This window comes from Streptomyces sp. NPDC021212 (assembly GCF_044332925.1).
Taxonomy (GTDB): Bacteria; Actinomycetota; Actinomycetes; order Streptomycetales; family Streptomycetaceae; genus Streptomyces.
On record NZ_JBIRPZ010000013.1, the window covers coordinates 259,011 to 274,679 of the forward strand.

The 15,669-nt window shown below is 70.5% G+C and carries 15 protein-coding genes and 1 riboswitch; of the genes, 3 read left to right on the forward strand and 12 right to left on the reverse strand.

All coding sequences use genetic code 11. The annotated features are described in order from the left end of the window. Window positions 1-6: 6 nt before the first annotated feature. Window positions 7-1,176 (reverse strand): cysteine desulfurase family protein, encoded by a 1,170-nt coding sequence (locus ACH4SI_RS31945; RefSeq protein WP_398301833.1) that lies wholly within the window; start codon window positions 1,174-1,176, stop codon window positions 7-9. Between the two features lie 107 nt (window positions 1,177-1,283). On the opposite strand from ACH4SI_RS31945, the gene ACH4SI_RS31950 reads away from it, so the two are divergent. Continuing rightward, complete coding sequence (locus tag ACH4SI_RS31950) at window positions 1,284-2,132, forward strand: alpha/beta fold hydrolase (protein ID WP_398301835.1); 849 nt, start codon at window positions 1,284-1,286, stop codon at window positions 2,130-2,132. Window positions 2,133-2,605: 473 nt separating this feature from the next. On the opposite strand, the gene ACH4SI_RS31955 is transcribed toward ACH4SI_RS31950, so the two are convergent. The 11 genes from ACH4SI_RS31955 to ACH4SI_RS32005 all read right to left on the reverse strand — a co-directional run bounded on the left by ACH4SI_RS31955 (window position 2,606) and on the right by ACH4SI_RS32005 (window position 13,576). Next, window positions 2,606-3,481, reverse strand: a complete 876-nt coding sequence (locus tag ACH4SI_RS31955) for an SRPBCC family protein (RefSeq protein WP_398301837.1) — start codon at window positions 3,479-3,481, stop codon at window positions 2,606-2,608. Beyond that, the gene (locus tag ACH4SI_RS31960) at window positions 3,478-3,807 is read right to left on the reverse strand and encodes an ArsR/SmtB family transcription factor (protein ID WP_398301839.1); all 330 of its coding nucleotides are present in this window, start codon (window positions 3,805-3,807) and stop codon (window positions 3,478-3,480) included. Before ACH4SI_RS31960 ends, ACH4SI_RS31955 begins: the two co-directional genes overlap by 4 nt. A gap of 49 nt (window positions 3,808-3,856) precedes the next feature. Beyond that, window positions 3,857-4,516, reverse strand: a complete 660-nt coding sequence (locus ACH4SI_RS31965; RefSeq protein ID WP_398301841.1) for a trimeric intracellular cation channel family protein — start codon at window positions 4,514-4,516, stop codon at window positions 3,857-3,859. Between the two features lie 53 nt (window positions 4,517-4,569). Then, a complete protein-coding gene (locus ACH4SI_RS31970; protein ID WP_398301843.1) occupies window positions 4,570-5,664 on the reverse strand; it encodes an ABC transporter ATP-binding protein in 1,095 nt (364 codons plus the stop codon). A 14-nt stretch (window positions 5,665-5,678) separates the two neighbouring features. Next, the gene (locus tag ACH4SI_RS31975; protein ID WP_398301845.1) at window positions 5,679-6,788 is read right to left on the reverse strand and encodes an ABC transporter ATP-binding protein; all 1,110 of its coding nucleotides are present in this window, start codon (window positions 6,786-6,788) and stop codon (window positions 5,679-5,681) included. Beyond that, window positions 6,785-7,783 carry an ABC transporter permease gene (locus ACH4SI_RS31980; RefSeq protein ID WP_398301847.1) on the reverse strand — a complete coding sequence of 333 codons (999 nt, stop codon included), beginning with the start codon at window positions 7,781-7,783 and terminating at the stop codon, window positions 6,785-6,787. The genes ACH4SI_RS31975 and ACH4SI_RS31980 overlap by 4 nt, the downstream gene beginning before the upstream one ends. A 131-nt stretch (window positions 7,784-7,914) precedes the next feature. Beyond that, window positions 7,915-9,675, reverse strand: a complete 1,761-nt coding sequence (locus ACH4SI_RS31985; protein ID WP_398301849.1) for an ABC transporter substrate-binding protein — start codon at window positions 9,673-9,675, stop codon at window positions 7,915-7,917. An 86-nt stretch (window positions 9,676-9,761) separates the two neighbouring features. Next, entirely contained in the window at window positions 9,762-10,766 is a 1,005-nt protein-coding gene (locus ACH4SI_RS31990) for an ABC transporter permease (protein WP_398301851.1), read from the reverse strand. 293 nt (window positions 10,767-11,059) lie between these two features. Further along, entirely contained in the window at window positions 11,060-11,812 is a 753-nt protein-coding gene (locus ACH4SI_RS31995) for an enhanced serine sensitivity protein SseB C-terminal domain-containing protein (protein WP_398301888.1), read from the reverse strand. 155 nt (window positions 11,813-11,967) lie between these two features. Next, window positions 11,968-12,768: an enhanced serine sensitivity protein SseB gene (locus ACH4SI_RS32000; protein ID WP_398301853.1), complete on the reverse strand. Its 801-nt coding sequence runs from the start codon at window positions 12,766-12,768 to the stop codon at window positions 11,968-11,970. A gap of 118 nt (window positions 12,769-12,886) precedes the next feature. Further along, window positions 12,887-13,576 carry an AAA family ATPase gene (locus ACH4SI_RS32005; RefSeq protein WP_398301855.1) on the reverse strand — a complete coding sequence of 230 codons (690 nt, stop codon included), beginning with the start codon at window positions 13,574-13,576 and terminating at the stop codon, window positions 12,887-12,889. Between the two features lie 175 nt (window positions 13,577-13,751). Next, a riboswitch (glycine riboswitch) is annotated at window positions 13,752-13,860 on the forward strand. 191 nt (window positions 13,861-14,051) lie between these two features. Between ACH4SI_RS32005 and gcvT the strand changes: the two genes are divergently transcribed. Both gcvT and gcvH read left to right on the forward strand, forming a co-directional pair. Beyond that, window positions 14,052-15,179 carry a glycine cleavage system aminomethyltransferase GcvT gene (gene gcvT / locus ACH4SI_RS32010; protein WP_398301856.1) on the forward strand — a complete coding sequence of 376 codons (1,128 nt, stop codon included), beginning with the start codon at window positions 14,052-14,054 and terminating at the stop codon, window positions 15,177-15,179. Window positions 15,180-15,270: 91 nt separating this feature from the next. Continuing rightward, complete coding sequence (gene gcvH, locus ACH4SI_RS32015) at window positions 15,271-15,651, forward strand: glycine cleavage system protein GcvH (protein ID WP_398301858.1); 381 nt, start codon at window positions 15,271-15,273, stop codon at window positions 15,649-15,651. Window positions 15,652-15,669: the final 18 nt, after the last annotated feature.

A 15,669-nucleotide genomic window follows, 5' to 3' on the forward strand; every position in this document is an offset into this window, starting at 1 on the left:
CGGGGCTCAGCTGAGTCCCGCACTGCGTGCCCGTTCCACGGCCGGGCCGATCGCGTCCGCCACCGCCTCGATATCGGCCTTGGTCGACGTATGGCCGAGCGAGAAGCGCAGGGTGCCGCGCGCCAGGTCCGCGTCGGTGCCGGTGGCCAGCACCACATGGCTGGGCTGGGCGACCCCGGCGGTGCAGGCCGAGCCCGTCGAGCACTCGATACCCCGCGCGTCCAGCAGCAGGAGCAGCGAGTCGCCCTCGCAGCCGGGGAAGGAGAAGTGGGCGTTGGCCGGGAGGCGGCCGGCCGGATCGGGGTCGCCGCCGAGCACGGCGTCGGGGACGGCGGTGCGGACGGCGGTGATGAGCGTGTCGCGCAGGGCGCCGATCTCGCGCGCGAACTCCTCGCGGTGTGCGGCGGCGTGCGCACCGGCCACGGCGAAGGAGGCGACGGCGGGGACGTCGAGGGTGCCGGAGCGCACCTGGCGCTCCTGGCCACCGCCGTGCAGGACGGGTACGGGCGCGTATTCGCGGCCCAGCAGCAGCGCGCCGATGCCGTACGGACCGCCTATCTTGTGGGCGCTGACGGTCATGGCGGACAGGCCCGAGGCGGCGAAGCCGACGTCGAGCTGGCCGAACGCCTGCACCGCGTCGGCATGCAGCGGAACGTCGAACTCCGCTGCCACGTCGGCGAGTTCCCGGACCGGCTGGATGGTGCCGATCTCGTTGTTGGCCCACATGACGGTCGCGAGGGCGACGTCCGCGGGGTCGCGGGCGATCGCCTCGCGCAGCGCGTCGGGGTGGACGCGCCCGTACGCGTCGACCGGCAGCCATTCGACCCGCGCGCCCTCGTGCTCGGCGAGCCAGTCGACCGCGTCGAGCACGGCGTGGTGCTCGACGGGGCTGGCGAGCACCCGGGTGCGGTTCGGGTCGGCGTCGCGGCGGGACCAGTAGAGCCCCTTGACGGCGAGGTTGTCGGCCTCCGTCCCGCCCGAGGTGAAGACGACCTCACTGGGGCGCGCGCCGAGGGAGTCGGCGAGGGATTCGCGGGACTCCTCGACGGTACGGCGGGCCCGCCGGCCGGCGGCATGCAGGGAGGAGGCGTTGCCGGTGGCGGCGAGCTGGGCGGTCATCGCCTGCACCGCCTCCGGAAGCATCGGGGTGGTGGCGGCGTGGTCGAGATAAACCATGGTGGGCTCGATTCTACGAGCCGTGGGGCCGGGCCGTACCGGGTGTGGGGCGCGGAGGTGCGCGCGGGGGCTTTTTTCTTCGGTAAGGAGTGTCTAGAGTTTTACTCATGACAGCTGCTGACTGGGCACTCGACTGGAAACTGGACCGTACGTATCGCAGCGCCTCCGGTGAGGTTCGCTGGGCCGTTCTGGGGGCGGCGGATGCGCCGCCGGTGGTGCTCTTGCACGGCACGCCGTTCTCCTCGTACGTCTGGCGGGCCTTCGCGCGTGCGCTCGCCGAGCGGTGGCGGGTGTTCGTCTGGGACATGCCGGGGTACGGGGCGTCCGAGAAGCGGGCTGGTCAGGACGTCTCGCTGGCTGCGCAGGGGCGGGTCTTCCGCGAGCTGCTCGACCACTGGGGGCTGGCCGAACCGACCGTTGTCGCTCATGACTTCGGCGGGTGTGTCGCGCTGCGGGCGCATCTGCTGCATGGGGCGCGCTATCGGCGGCTGGCCCTGGTCGATCCCGTTGCCCTTCCGCCCTTCGGGTCCGCCGCCTATCAGCTGTTCGGCGGGAACGCCGAGGTCTTCGAGCGGCTGCCGGCGGCGCTGCATCGGGCGCTGGTGCGGGAGTATGTCGGGTCGGCGAGCGGGCCGGGGCTTCACCCGGCGGTGTGGGAGCGGCTTGTCGAGCCGTGGTGCGGGGAGGTGGGGCAGCCCGCCTTCTATCGGCAGATCGCGCAGAACGATCAGCGGTTCATCGATGAGATCTCGGGGCGGTATGGGGAGGTTGAGCCTCCGGTGCTGGTGTGTTGGGGGGTCGATGATGCGTGGATCTCTGTTGCTCATGGGCATGAGCTGGCCGCGCGGATTCCGGGGGCGCGGTTGCGGTTGATCGGTGGCGCCGGGCATTTGGTGCAGGAGGATGCTCCTGCGGAGCTGATGGCTGCGGTGGCGGGGTTCCTCGCCGAGGGGTGAGGGTGCGGGTGCGTTGCGCCTGCGGCGGGCCGATTCCCCACCCCGCCCCTTCCCGCAGCATCCGATGTGCGGCTCCGCCGCGTGGGGGCCCCGCCCCGGCCCCCGCTGGGGCTCCGCCCCAGACCCCCCACGTCGGGGGCTCTGCCCCCGCACCCCCGCCGGGGCTCCGCCCCTGGACCCCGCCTGGACCCGCGCCGGGGCTCCGCACCCCGGGCCCGGCCAGGGGCTGCGCCCCCGGGCCCCGGTCCTCAAGCGCCGGACGGGCTGGATTATCGCTGCCGCCAGTCGACGCGTGCGGCCGCGCGCGGGCGGGCTGGATTTCGCCCGCGCGGACGCCGGACGCTCGCGTCGCGGGGCGCCGCGTTGCCGGCCGTGCAGGCGGATGGGCTTGGCGACCCGCAGGGCTACGTTGCGGTGGCAGGCGGGCTCCAGCCCCAAATCCTGGCCCCCAAGGGCCGAACGGCGCCGCGAGATCAGCCGCGCATCCGCAAGAGCTTGGCTGCCAGTAGGGCGATGTGGCGGCGCCAGGCGGTGAGGGATTGGGTTCGGGCCTCCTCCGTGTTCGGCGGGCCCGTCTGGGTGAGGATCAGACGGGCGCCGTGGCCGGTGCCCTGGGCCAGCTCCCAGCGGACCTGGCCTGCGGGGCGCCCGGCGCGCTCCCAGTCGTAGGACAGCGTCCGGGGCGCCTCGGCCTCGGTGATCGGGCCCGCCGGGACGCCCTCCGTGCGGAATCCGAAGGGGACGGAGCCGCCGACCGTGAGGCCCGCCTCGCCGGTCTGTCCGGCCAGGGCCTGCCACACCGTCTCGGCGGGGCGGACCAGCTGGCGCTCGAAGCGCAGCCGCCAGCCGCCGTCCTCGGTGGTCTCCACGGCGCCCTCGGCCAGGCCGAACGCCTCGACGTACGACTCGTGCAGCTCGGCCATGTCGCCCGGGGCGGGCTTCGCGCCGTCGAGCAGCGCGGCGAGGGCGGTGATGCAGGCGTGCCAGCCGGAGGCGAAGCTCGCGGCGCCGAAGCGGTCGCCGAAGGTGTGGGTGAGGGTCAGCAGACAGCCCTTCCCGTCGGGGCGCAGCTCCCAGCGGAGCTGGTCGTCGCCCCAGGTGAAGGCGAAGACATGGGGCGGGTCCAGCTCGGTGACCTCGCCCTCCATGTCGGGGGCCTCCCGGCCGGGGAAGACGAAGCCCATCCGGCCCCCGACCTTGAGGTCCACCCGGACCTCGGAGGGGAACCAGTGGGCCAGCTCGGCCGGGTCGGTCAGGGCCTGCCAGACCTTCTCCGGGGAATGGGCGATCCGCCGCTCCAGGCGCAGGGCGGAGCGTCCGCCGCCGGTCTGGCTGAGGGTGTCCTTCATGGCTCTTCTCCGTCAGGGACTTCGGGCATCGTGTCGAGGTGGCGTTCCAGTGCGTTCAGGCGGTCCGTCCACAGCCGCCGGTACGGGGCGAGCCAGGCGTCGATCTCGGCCAGCGGCTCGGGGCACAGCTCGTACCACCGCCGCTGGGCGTCCCGGCGGACCCGCACCAGCCCGGCCTCGCGCAGCACGCGCAGGTGCTTGGAGGTGCCGGGCTGGGTCAGCCCGAGCCGGTCGGTCAGCTCACCGACCAGGCGGGGGCGCTCCAGGAGGAGGTCCAGGATCTGCCGTCGGCTCGGCTCCGCGAGCACGTCGAACGGTATGGGCATGAGCGTGAATATAGCTTGCAGGGTATATAGCCGCAAGGGAATGTAGAGGTCAGATCTCCTCGGTCGCCGTGCTGCGGCGGTTCCACGCGCGCGGCGCCCGCCATCCGTACCGCATCGCCAGCAGCCGGGTGACGAACGCCACCACGGCCGCGAGGGCGCTGGTGGCGCCGGTCAGCGCGTCGAAGTGGATGAGCAGCGCCGCTATGGACCCGCCCACGATGGCCGGTACGGCGTACAGGTCCCGGTCCCAGCGCAGCAGCGAGGGCACCTCATGGGCGAGGACGTCGCGCAGCACGCCGCCGCCGACCGCGGTCGCCATGCCGAGGGTGACGGACGAGGTGAGGCCGAGGCCGTGCTGATGCGCCTTCACGGTGCCCTCGACGCAGAACAGCCCGAGCCCGGCCGCGTCGAAGACGCCCACCGCCCGCGTGATCCGCTCGACCTGCGGATGCAGGAAGAAGACGAGGACGGTGGCGACGAGCGGGGTGAAGAAGTAGCCGAGGTCGACGAAGGCGGCGGGCGGCACCGCGCCGATCACCAGGTCCCGGAAGACCCCGCCGCCCAGCGCGGTGGCCTCGGCGAGCACCGCCATGCCGAAGACGTCGAAGTTCTTGCGCACCGCGAGCAGTGCGCCGGATATCGCGAAGACGAAGATCCCGACGATTTCGAACGCGTGCTGGACGGACGGAGTGACCAGTTCGATGAACACCCGACATTGTTAACCGCCGGTGCCGCCGCGCCCGCCCCGTCGTCCGCCCCGTCTCAGCTCTCGGTCTTCTTCGTCGCGCTCCGCACCGGTCCGGCGACCTGACCGGGGGCCTGGCCCGGAGCGTTCTCGGGGTGGTGGCAGGCCACCTGGTGGCCGGTGGCGAGCGCCACCAGCGGCGGTTCCTCCCGCTTGCACACCTCGGTCGCCTTCCAGCACCGGGTGTGGAAGCGGCAGCCGGACGGCGGCGAGATCGGCGAGGGCACATCGCCCTTGAGCAGGATCCGCTCGCGCCGGGCGCGCCGCCGGGGGTCGGGCACCGGCACGGCGGAGAGCAGCGCCGTGGTGTACGGGTGCATGGGGGTCTCGTACAGGGCCTTGCGGTCGGCCAGCTCGACGATCTTCCCGAGGTACATCACCGCGATCCGGTCCGAGACGTGCCGGATGACGGACAGGTCGTGCGCGATGATCACGTACGTCAGCCCCAGCTCGTCCTGGAGGTCGTCCAGCAGGTTGACCACCTGGGCCTGGATGGAGACGTCCAGCGCGGAGACCGGCTCGTCGGCGACGACCAGCTTGGGCTTGAGGGCGAGCGCGCGGGCGATGCCGATGCGCTGCCGCTGGCCGCCGGAGAACTCGTGCGGATAGCGGTTGTAGTGCTCGGGATTGAGGCCGACCAGCGCCAGCAGCCGCTGCACCTCTGCCTTGATGCCGCCCTCCGGGGTCACGCCCTGGAGCCGGAAGGGGGCGCCGACGATGGCGCCGACCGTGTGCCGGGGGTTCAGCGAGGAGTACGGATCCTGGAAGATCATCTGCACGTCGCGGCGCATCGGCCGCATCGCGGCGGTGCCCAGGTGCGTGATGTCCTTGCCCTCGAACTCGATCTTCCCGGAGGTGGGTTCGAGCAGCCGGGTGATCAGCCGTCCCATGGTGGACTTGCCGCAGCCCGACTCGCCGACCACGCCCAGGGTCTCCCCCTGGCGTACGTCGAAGTCGAGGCCGTCGACCGCCTGCACCGCGCCGGACTGCCGCTGCAGCAGCCCCTTCTTGATGGGGAAGTGCTTGACCAGGCCGGACACCGTGAGCAGGGGCTCGGGGGTGGTGGTCGCCTGCTCCGGGACCGTCATCTTCGGATCCTTCGTGTCCGTCATGTCCTGGGAGTCCGTCACAGCTTCGGCGCAATCTCTTCGGTCCAGATCCGCGTACGGTCCTCCTGCGCCATGTGGCAGGCGGAGAAGTGCCCGTCCGCGCCCGGCACCACGCGCAGCTCCGGCCGCTCGGTGCGGGTGATGCCGCCCTCGGGGATCTCGGCGTACGGGCAGCGCGGGTGGAAGGCACAGCCGGACGGCACGTTGATCAGGCTGGGCGGGGAGCCCTTGACCGGGATCAGCCGGTCGGTCTGGTCGCGGTCGATGCGGGGCATCGAGCCGAGCAGCCCCCAGGTGTACGGGTGCTGGGGCTCGTAGAAGACCTTCTCGGCGGGTCCCCGCTCGACGCAGCGGCCCGCGTACATCACCAGCAGGTCGTCGGCGAGTTCGGCGACCACACCCAGGTCGTGGGTGATGACGATGACCGCAGAGCCGAACTCCTTCTGGAGATCCCGGATGAGGTCGAGGATCTGCGCCTGGACGGTGACGTCGAGGGCGGTCGTCGGCTCGTCGGCGATCAGCAGCTCGGGGTTGTTGACCAGCGCCATCGCGATCATCGCGCGCTGGCGCATCCCGCCGGAGAACTCGTGCGGATAGCTGTCCGCCCGCTTGTCCGGCTGCGGGATGCCCACCCGGTCGAGCATCTCGACCGCGCGCTTGCGGGCGACCTCCTTGGCGACGTCGTGGTGAACCTGGTACGCCTCGGTGATCTGGCGGCCGATCGTGTAGTACGGATGCAGCGCCGACAGCGGGTCCTGGAAGATCATCGACATCTCGCGGCCGCGCAGCTTGCGCACCTCGTCGGGGTCGGCGCCCAGCAGTTCCTGCCCGTTCAGCCAGATCTCCCCGGAGAGCCGGGCCTTGCGGCGGCCGTACTGCCCTGCGGTGTGCAGCCCCATGATGCCGAGCGAGGTCACGGACTTGCCGGAGCCGGACTCGCCGACGATGCCGAGCGTCTTGCCCTTCTCCAGCCGGAAGCTGAGCCCGTCCACGGACTTCACCAGGCCGTCGTCGGTCGGGAAGTGGACCCGCAGGTCGCGCACTTCGAGGAAGGCCGTCGGGGCGGGCGAACCGGCCGCGGCCACCTCCCCCACGGCCGTGGTGACGGGCTTGTTCAGGTCGGTCATCCGAGCCTCACTCGTGGGTCGATGACGGCGTACAGGAGGTCCACGACGAGGTTGGCGACCACGATGCACAACGCGGCGATCAGGGTGACGCCCAGGATGAGCGGCAGGTCCTTGTCGGCGATCGCGTTCACCGCGAGCCGGCCGAGCCCTGGCAGGTTGTAGGTGCTCTCGGTGAGCACCGCGCCGCCGAGCAGCGCGCCCAGGTCCAGACCGAGGAGGGTGAGGATCGGGGTCCAGGTGGAGCGCATCGCGTGCCGCCCGATGACCACCCGCTCCCGCAGCCCCTTGGCGCGGGCGGTGCGGATGTAGTCCTCGCCCATGATCTCCAGCATGGTGGCGCGGGTGAGCCGGGCGTACATGGCGGCGTAGAGGAAGGCGAGGGTGATCCACGGCAGGATCAGGCTCTCGAACCACTTGGCGGGGTCGTCGCCGAGCCCCTTGTAGTCCACGTCGACCCACTTCAGCTGGTAACTGAAGATCGCCAGCGAGAGCAGACCGGTGAAGTAGATCGGCAGCGAGACACCGGCGAGCGCGGCGGTCATCGCCGTGCGGTCCCACAGGGTGCCCCGGCGCAGCGCGGAGACGACGCCGGTGACGATGCCGCCGACCAGCCACAGCACGCACGCGCCCGCGGCGAGCGACAGGGTGACCGGCATGGCGTCGGTCAGCTGCGGCCACACCGCCTGCTCGGTGCGGAAGGAGTAGCCGAAGCAGGGCCTCGCGCAGTGGGTCACATCGGAGCCGTTGGCGTAGTCGCGGCCGGCGAACAGGCCCTCGACGAAGTGCCAGAACTGCACCAGGAGTGGATCGCTGAGCCCCAGCTTCGTCCTGATGCCCTCGATGGCCGCGGGGTCGGCCTGTTTGCCGACGAAGAGCAGCGCCGGGTCGGAACCGGCCCACTTCGGGATCACGAAGAAGATGGCGAAGGTCGTCAGGGTGACGACCAGCAGCATCATGACGACGGCGAACAAGCGCCGGATGACGTAAGCAAGCACTGTGCGCGGCCCGGTGGCGGTGCCGGAACCCCGGGATGCGGGGTTCCGGCACCGCCACGCGTGGCCATCACCTGCCCTTCGGGCCTATCGGATGAAGCGACGGTGGGGGTGGGGTGGCTGGTGGCCGGCCGTCACTTGACCCCGAGGGACGCGTAGTCGTACCGGCCGTTGTAGGCCGAGGACGAGTAGGCGTTGGTCAGCCGCGAGCTGCGCCAGGTGATGTTCTTCTCGTACAGGAACGGCATCGACACGGCCAGGTCGGCGACCTTGTGGTTCATGTCCGCGTAGATCTGGCCGGCCTTGGCGGGGTCGGTCTCCTTGAGCGCGTCGTCGAAGTCCTTGTTGATCGCCTTATCGTTGATCTCGGTGACGTTGTAGTTACCGGTCTGCTGGATGAAGCGGCCGTCGTACAGCGGGCGGGAGAAGCCCTGGCCGGTCGGGAAGTCGGGGCCCCAGCCGGTCATGCTCATCCCGTAGCCGCGCTTGTGCATCACGGACGGGGAGCCGGTGATGCTCGCGGACGAGCCGCCCTCGATCTCGTTGATGTCGAGCTTGATGCCGACCTTGCCCAGCGACTCCTGGAGCGCCTCGGCGGCCGCCGTCTCGTTCGGCTGGTCGTTACGGGAGACGATCTTGGCGGAGAAGCCGTTCGGCTTGCCGCACTGCTTCAGCTCGTCCTTGGCCTTGGCCGTGTCCGGCTTGCCCTTGCGCTTCATGACGCCGTACGGGTCGTAGTCGTCCGAGCCCTTGACGCTCTTGGGGAGCATGTTGGGGGCGATGTCACCACCGGCCTGCGGGCCGCCGCGGGTGGTCTGGAGCTGGGTGTAGTCGGTCGCGTAGAAGACCGCCTTGCGGCAGTGGATGTTGTCGAACGGCTTCACCTTGGTGACGAGGTCGACGTACCGGACGAAGTTCGTCACCATGTTGTCGACGTTGCCCCTGTGCTCCTTGAGCGCGGCGGCCCGGCCGGACTGGCCCATGCCGGTGGCGCTGAGGAAGACGTCGTAGTCTCCCTTGACCAGCAGCTTGTCGATGGCTTCGAGGTTGGAGTTGAAGGTGACCGTGACCTGGTCCGGCAGGGCGGCGCGGATCGGGTCGGACGACTTCTTCCACTTGTCGTTGCGCACCAGAGCCAGGCTCTTGCCCGGGGTGTACGACGTGAGCTTGTACGGCCCGGAGGAGAACGGCCGGTTGGTGTACTGGGCGCCGGTGTCCTTCTCGCGCTTCACCGGAGAGCCGGTCGGCATGGCGAGCATCTGCTCGAAGTCACCGTTGGGCTGGTCGAGATGGAAGCTGATGGTCTTGTCGTCCGGCGTCTCGATCGCCTTCAGCCCGAGCTTGTCCTTGGACTTGTCCTTGTACGGGCCCGGGTACTCGCCCTTGGGGTCGAGGGCCTGGCGCAGATAGTCGGGGCCGCCGGAGATCACGTCCTTGGCCCAGATGCGCTCGATGCCGTACTTGACGTCCTTGGAGGTGATCGGCGAGCCGTCCTCCCAGGTGATCCCGTCGCGCAGGGTGTAGGTGTACGTCTTGCCACCGTCGGTGATCTTGCCGGTGGAGGTGGCCAGGTCGGGAACCAGCTCGTTGGATGCCTCGCCCGGCTTCGGCGAGTAGGTGATGAGTTGACGCGAGTAGAAACGGGCGAAGTCCCAGGCGAAGCCGTAGTACTGGCGCTGCGGGTCGAGCGAGTCGAAGTTCTGCTTGTTGATGAACTTGAGCGTGCCGCCCTTCTTGGTGGACTTGTTGGCGACGCCCTTCGCCCCCGCGTTGAATCCGGCACCGGAGGATTTGTCGTCGCTGCCGCCGCCGCACGCCGCGGTGGCCAGCAGGGCGCAGACGACAGCCGTCGCGCCGACGATCCGCCTGCTTCTCGACGAACGTAGGTGTTTCATGGTTCCTGCAACCTCCGGGATAGCGGTACGTGGCATGGCGCGGGGAAAGCTTCGGGGAGCCGCCGGACAGCCGCGGCCGGGGCGCCTCATCGGGTGCCCTTGGGGTCGAGGGCGTCGCGAACGCCGTCGCCGAACAGGTTGAAGGCCAGCACGGTCACGAAGATCGCCGCACCCGGGATGATCATGAACATGGGGTCGTCCTCGTAGGTGCCCACCGCCTTGGAGAGCATCTGGCCCCAGGACGCGGTCGGCGGCTTCACGCCCGCCCCCAGGAAGCTGAGCGCCGCCTCGGTGAGGATGTTGGTGGGGATCATCAGCGTCGCGTAGACGGTGATCGGCGCCACCAGGTTGGGCAGCAGCTCCCGGAAGAGGATGTAGCGGCGGCCGGCGCCGAGGCTGCGCGCGGCCTCCACGTACTCCTTCTCGCGCAGCGACAGCGTCTGGCCGCGCACGATGCGGCCGACGTACGGCCAGCCGAAGAAGCCGATGACGGAGACCAGGACCGCGATGCGCACCCCGCTTCCGGTCAGGCCCAGCAGGTCGTTCGGGAGCACCGAGACCAGGGAGATGATGAACAGCAGCTGCGGGAAGGCCAGCAGCATGTCCATCACCCGGCTGATCACCGAGTCCACCCAGCCTCCGAAATATCCGGCGATGATGCCGAAAACGGTGCCGAGGACGACGGCGACCAGGGCCGCGAGGAAGGCCACCAGCAGCGAGATGCGGGCGCCGTAGACGACGCGGCTGAACACATCGCGGCCGTTGGAGGGTTCGACACCGAAGAGGAAGTCCGAACTGATGCCGCCCATGCCACCCTTGGGGGTGCCGAAGAGCGGGTCGATCTCCTCCTGGTGGAACTCGTTGGGCGGGTGGCCCAGCAGACTCACGATCAGCGGCGCGAAGATCGCCACCAGGACGAGAAAGACGACCACACCCCCGCCCGCAAGCGCCAACTTGTCGCGTTTGAGGCGTCTCCAGGCGATCTGTCGCAGCGATCTTCCCTCGACCGACGCCTTGACCACATCCGCCGCTACATCGGCAGTCGCGACCGGCTCTGCGTCGGCGCTCGTGCCGTGCAATGGTGCCGTCATCGTGGTGGGGACCCCTCTCGACCGGCGGTGACCGGCCCACGACTCGCCGCTGTGGCGGCTTAAGTTCACAAGATGAACGAAAGGGGTCGTTATCCGGGAATGCAGGAACCACGCCCCTTGGAGCGGGAGTCTTCATCGCGTTTGTGATCACCCGCCAGTACCCACGGGCAATGGATGCCTAACCGTGATGTGCAGTAAGCGGTTCCGGTATACGCACAGTTGTGACCGGTGAACGCATCAGTAACAACCGCCCCACCGCGGGCTTTCACGGTGGGGCGGTTCAGGAACGCGGCTCAGTACGCGTGGCGGGACGGCGGATAGCCGTACCCGTACGACGGGGGCGGCGGCGGGGGCGCGGCGTTGTGGGCGTCCCGGTCGAAGAACGGCCGGGCGTTGGCCCGCATCCACATCGCCACCGGGTCGTGCTCGTCCGACAGCTCGACCGTCGAGACCGGCAGCCCCTCCGGCACCACGCCGACCGACTGCTGCATCATCAGCCGCACCGACTCCACGGCGTGCTGGCTGTTGTCGTACAGATCGAGCCCGATGGCCAGATACGGCGCGCCCAGCGCGGGCTGCACCCAGGCCCGGCGCAGCGAGCGCACCGCGGCGGTGCGGTGCGCGTTCTGCCCCAACAGGGCATAGAACTGCGGGATTTCGATGGCCGGTTCGGTCACCCGCAGCGGACCGGCGGGCAGTCGGTCCAGCCCGCCCGCGATCCGCCGCAGGTCGAGCCAGGGGATGCCGACCCCGCCGCCGCGGGCGTGCGGGTTGAGCCACAGACCGTAGTGGTCGCGGTAGAGGGAGTCGGCGATCCGGCGCGCTTCCACCACCTCGTGCGCGCGGTTCCAGCCGCTGGCGGCGAGTTCCTGGGCGGAGGTCACGCACGGGGCGTAACCGTGGCCGTTTACGTCCATGTTCCCGTACTGGGCGTCGGGGTCGCCGGGCGCGCCGTGCCACAGCAGCATCCAGACCTGGCCCTGGGCGAGGGCGTGCAGCAGCGCCTCGTACGCGTCGTACCGGCCGGGAGCGACCTGCTGCAGCATCCGCTCGACCTGACCGGCAGCCGCCCCCCAATCCGCGCCCGCGCTCACCTGGGTCCGCCCCTCTCTCGGCCTTGCCCGCACCTCACCGGGACGCGCGCCGCCCCGTCTGGTCATCCAACCAGCTTACGGGCCCCCGTGGCCGTCCCCGGAGTGCGTCACAGGTCACGGTCGTAGAACGGCCGTACGCGCTCCAGCATCCACGTGGCCACCGGATCCCCCTGCGCGACGTCCAGCGCGACGAGCTGAACGGTCCACGGGACCGGCACCGTTCCCAGCGCCCGGCCCAGCGCCTCCACCGCGAGGGCCTGCCCGTCCGGGCCCGGCGCGTCCAGCTGGACGCCGATGAAGAGCGCAGGCCGATCACCCTCGACGCTGGCCAGCGCGCGCCGCGCGGTGCGTACCCCTGGCTCGTTCGAGAACTCGATCCCGGCGGCGGCCAGGAAGTCGACCGGCTCCTCCTGCCAGTCGGGCTCGAACAGCCGCACCCGGCCCCCTCGCGCGGGGCCGTCCAGCTCGCTGCGCCCGGCCTTGCACAGCTCCTCGACCGCGGCCGGCGGCAGCGGGACACCGACCGGCCCGTCCGGGTTCACCGCGATGCCGAGCTGCGGCGGCAGCCCGCGGGCGAACTCGACGGCCGGGGCGATGGTGAACGACATGTGGCCGCCGACGATCTGGAGGAACTGCTGCTCGGAGCTGAAGACGGGCACGTACGCCTGGCCCTCGATCTCCAGGGTGGGCAGGTCGAGGCTGCGGCTGTCGGGGCCTCCGCCGTTCGGCAGCGGGATCCAGACATAACTGCGGGCGAGCGTCTCGACGATCCGCGCTCCGGCACCCGGAACCCCGATCGAGGCGGCGAGCACCTCTTCCAGCTCGTTGCCGGGAAACGCGGCGGGATAAGGCCCGTCGGGAAACCCTCCGTGAGCGGGGGTTATGCCCTGGTGCTCCGGGATACTCATCTTCGTCCAACCGCCATCTCGTCCGACCTGCACCAGCACCTTAACGGCTGCACGCCGGAAGACCAGGGGCCGCCCGGGCATCTCCACAGCACTTCCTCACCACGGTGCCCTTGGTATGTCACTCGAAGGAGATGCCCCGCAGCACGCTCGCGGTTGCCCGGTCGAGCAGAACGGCGGACGCGCAGCCCTCGGGCGGACGCCCGCCCTCCACCCGCGCCACCAGCCGGCCCATCGCCCGCCGGTGCCGCCCGAAGGCGAAGCCGGTGACCCCCCGGCCGCGGGCGGCCTGGCCCTCCAGGGCGACCGCCGGGTCCACGTCGAGCAGCACCAGATGCAGCCGGCGGCCGGTGCGCCGGGCGTCCCGGGCCAGCCAGCGGCGCACCCAGGGCTGCGAGCCGCAGTCGTGGACGACGACGCTCGCGCCGGAGGTGACCGCCCGGCGCAGCCCCACGTAGTGGGCGCAGCGGACCAGCGGCCGGTAGACCCCGTACGGCAGCCAGCGCGGCATGCGTCTCTCCCAGGCGTCCCGGGTGTGCTGCGAATCCACCCGCACCACGGCCGCGCCGCTCGGGTCGGTGCCGGGGACCACCCGGTTGATCAGGGTCGACTTGCCGCTGCCGGGTAGCCCCGAGGCGATGATCAGGTCCCGCGCCGGGTAGCGCAGCTCCGCCCCCACCCCGCCGCGCAGGTCGTGCACGGCGGCGTCGCGATCCGGTCTGACCGTGCCGTCCGGTCGCGGCGATGGCGTCCGCTCCTGCCGCGCGGGCAGGGTTCCTCGGGTTGTCGCGTATGTTCCCTGCCCGTGCACCGTGATCGTCCTCCAAGGTCGGTCAAGCGGCTCCGTACCCCGAGAGTGTCAAGAAAAGGTAATGTCCATCAAGGCGGCCCGGGCGCGACCCCGCTCACAGATACAGCGCAAGATCAGGGGTTCCCTTCAGGAGCGGACGTGCGATGATGTCCGCGCCAACTGCATACCGGCCGCTTGAATCCGCGCGGGAGAGTCCTCGGTCACCGGCAGTCGCCGGGATTCCGAGGCGCCGAAGGAGCAAGTCCTCCCTTGAATCTCTCAGGCCCCGATACCGCACGGATGAGGCAGATCTGAAAAGCGGGCCACTCCGTGGCTCCACCCAAGGTGCAAGCCGACCAGCCCCGTCCAGCGGGATTGGTCACGGCGAACCTCTCAGGTTCCGATGACAGATGGGGAGGACGCTGTGCCGTCCTTGTCGTCCCATCCGGCACACCCGTCCCGTCATCGCCGTGATCATGACCTTGGGAGCTGAACCATGACCGACGCCCCGCCCACGCCCCGCCATACCGCGCTGGACGCGGTCCACCGTGCGCTCGGCGCCACCATGACCGACTTCGCCGGCTGGGACATGCCGCTGCGCTACGGCAGCGAGCGCGACGAGCACACTGCGGTGCGCACCCGCGCGGGGCTCTTCGACCTCTCCCACATGGGTGAGATCGTTCTCACCGGGCCGCAGGCCGGGGAGGCCCTCGATCACGCCCTGGTCGGCCACCTCTCGGCACTCGCCGTGGGCCGCGCACGCTACACCATGATCTGCGACAGCGAGGGCGGCATCCTCGACGACCTGATCGTCTACCGGCTCGCCGAGCAGGAGTTCCTGGTCGTGGCCAACGCCTCGAACGCCCAGGTGGTGCTGGACGCGCTGACCGAGCGCGCCACCGGCTTCGACGCCGCCGTACGGGACGACCGCGACGCGTACGCGCTGATCGCCGTCCAGGGGCCGCGGTCCGCCGGGATCCTGAAGGGCCTGACCGACGCCGATCTGGACGGGCTGAAGTACTACGCGGGGTTGCCGGGCACCGTCGCGGGCGTGTCCGCCCTGATCGCCCGCACCGGCTACACCGGCGAGGACGGCTTCGAGCTGTTCGTCGCGCCGGACGACGCCGAGCGGGTCTGGCAGGCACTGACCGAGGCGGGCACCCCGGTGGGCCTGGTGCCGTGCGGGCTGTCCTGCCGGGACACGCTGCGCCTGGAGGCGGGAATGCCGCTGTACGGAAACGAGCTGAGCACCGACACGACCCCGTTCGACGCGGGGCTCGGCCGGGTGGTGAAGTTCGCCAAGCCCGGCGACTTCGTCGGCCGCCAGGCGCTGGAGGCCGCGGCGCGCGAGGCCGAGGCCCGGCCGCCGCGCACGCTGACCGGTCTGGTCGCCGAGGGCCGCCGGGTGCCGCGCGCCGGATACGCCGTGGTCGGCCCGGACGGCTCGGAGATCGGCCGGGTCACCTCTGGCGCCCCGTCCCCGACGCTGGGGAAGCCGATCGCGATGGCGTACGTCGACGCGGAGCACGCCGCGCCCGGCAGCCCCGGAGTGTCGGTGGACATCCGCGGTACCCGGGAGCCGTACGAGGTCGTCGCGCTCCCCTTCTACCGCCGCGAGCGCTGAAACCTCCCGCGCCCCGTCTTTCTCGTCACTTCCGTCTCACCAGTGAAGACCCGTTTCCCAAGCACTCCCCTCTATCCAGGAGAATCGGACCATGAGCAACCCCCAGCAGCTGCGCTACAGCAAGGAGCACGAGTGGCTGTCGGCCGCCGACCAGGACGGCGTGTCGACGATCGGTATCACCGAATTCGCGGCCAACTCGCTCGGCGACGTCGTGTACGTCCAGCTCCCGGATGTCGGCTCCACCGTCGCCGCTGGTGAAACCTGCGGTGAGCTGGAGTCCACGAAGTCGGTCAGCGACCTGTACGCGCCGGTCTCCGGCGAGGTCACCGAAATCAACGAGGACGTGGTGAACGACCCGGCGCTGGTGAATTCCGCCCCCTTCGAGGGCGGCTGGCTGTTCAAGGTGAAGGTGACGGACGAGCCGGGCGACCTGCTCTCCGCCGAGGAATACGCCTCCTTCTCCGGCAACTGACCCTCCTATTTCGATCGG

Excerpts from the sequence above, each read along its gene's own strand:
- gcvH (WP_398301858.1), top strand. The coding sequence starts at position 15,271 with ATGAGCAACCCCCAGCAGCTGCGCTACAGCAAGGAGCACGAGTGGCTG.
- ACH4SI_RS31960 (WP_398301839.1), bottom strand. The coding sequence starts at position 3,807 with ATGCCCATACCGTTCGACGTGCTCGCGGAGCCGAGCCGACGGCAGATC.
- ACH4SI_RS31985 (WP_398301849.1), bottom strand. The coding sequence starts at position 9,675 with ATGAAACACCTACGTTCGTCGAGAAGCAGGCGGATCGTCGGCGCGACG.
- ACH4SI_RS31955 (WP_398301837.1), bottom strand. The coding sequence starts at position 3,481 with ATGAAGGACACCCTCAGCCAGACCGGCGGCGGACGCTCCGCCCTGCGC.
- ACH4SI_RS32000 (WP_398301853.1), bottom strand. The coding sequence starts at position 12,768 with ATGAGTATCCCGGAGCACCAGGGCATAACCCCCGCTCACGGAGGGTTT.
- ACH4SI_RS31990 (WP_398301851.1), bottom strand. The coding sequence starts at position 10,766 with ATGACGGCACCATTGCACGGCACGAGCGCCGACGCAGAGCCGGTCGCG.
- ACH4SI_RS31950 (WP_398301835.1), top strand. The coding sequence starts at position 1,284 with ATGACAGCTGCTGACTGGGCACTCGACTGGAAACTGGACCGTACGTAT.
- ACH4SI_RS31945 (WP_398301833.1), bottom strand. The coding sequence starts at position 1,176 with ATGGTTTATCTCGACCACGCCGCCACCACCCCGATGCTTCCGGAGGCG.
- ACH4SI_RS31970 (WP_398301843.1), bottom strand. The coding sequence starts at position 5,664 with ATGACGGACACGAAGGATCCGAAGATGACGGTCCCGGAGCAGGCGACC.
- ACH4SI_RS31975 (WP_398301845.1), bottom strand. The coding sequence starts at position 6,788 with ATGACCGACCTGAACAAGCCCGTCACCACGGCCGTGGGGGAGGTGGCC.
- gcvT (WP_398301856.1), top strand. The coding sequence starts at position 14,052 with ATGACCGACGCCCCGCCCACGCCCCGCCATACCGCGCTGGACGCGGTC.
- ACH4SI_RS31995 (WP_398301888.1), bottom strand. The coding sequence starts at position 11,812 with ATGCTGCAGCAGGTCGCTCCCGGCCGGTACGACGCGTACGAGGCGCTG.